At 60.0% G+C, this 845-nt stretch carries 1 protein-coding gene; it reads right to left on the bottom strand.

Annotated features, from left to right (window positions below; all coding sequences use genetic code 11):
• On the bottom strand, positions 1-845 hold an 845-nt coding region (gene cca, locus BP822_RS03970), incomplete at both ends, for a CCA tRNA nucleotidyltransferase (RefSeq protein ID WP_286877780.1).

The raw sequence follows: 845 nt of genomic DNA, 5'->3' as shown, positions 1-845 counted from the left end.
CATGCTCCGCCTCCCAGACGGGCGGGCCCGTTCGGCGGCATGCTCTTGAGAGCTCCCAGCCCTCCATCTCAAAGAGCATCACCGCCCTGTCGCGATAGGCGAGGACATCGCTGCGCAGTATTAAAAAGCCTTTTCGAGTCAAGAGCGCCCTGATGGATTCTTCCGCTTTGCGCATCTGGGGGTAGAGGACATCCTCAACCACGTCCGGGGCCTGAAACTGGAGAATGAGGGGCATTGTCCCTCGCGCATCCATCCTGGCTTGAGCCTCCTCATCGGAGAGAGGCTCATCTTCGCGGGGGAAGAAGAACTCCAGGCTGGGCCGGTCGAGAAACGAGCGGGATGCGGCACTGAAAAGGAGCATCTTGTCCAGGGTCAGCGCCGCGGCCACGTTCCGGTTGGGGTCCACGGGATCCACCACCGTCAGAGGCTCATCATGCAGCTTCTTTCCCTCTCCCTCCAGGTCCAGGACGGTATCGGGCCTCCAGTGAGAGGCGGCCCGGAGAACATCGGGAAAAGAGCGATAGAGTATCACCAGCAGCTCCACCAGGTAGCCGGAAAAGCCGCCCGTCTTCAATTCTGAGCCGTAGACCCCTATTCCCTTGAGAAACTGCTTCAAAAGGAGGACATCATCCTCCAGGCCGGCGATCCTGGCGATGATATATCTGGTATGAAATGGGGTTCTGTCCACCGCTGACTTCAGCCGGCTGGCATCATCGACCAGATAGCAGGGAACCAGATCCACCTCAAAGCCGTCCACCAGGGCATGGACATATGGATGCTCGGCGTACCTCTCCTCGTGCTCCGGGGCAACCAGCCTGGCCAGTTCCATGGCTTCGCCCAGGTCG

The organism is Methanosaeta sp. UBA458 (genome assembly GCF_002496085.1).
GTDB lineage: Archaea > Halobacteriota > Methanosarcinia > Methanotrichales > Methanotrichaceae > Methanothrix > Methanothrix soehngenii.
This window is presented reverse-complemented; position numbering and strand designations above follow the sequence as displayed.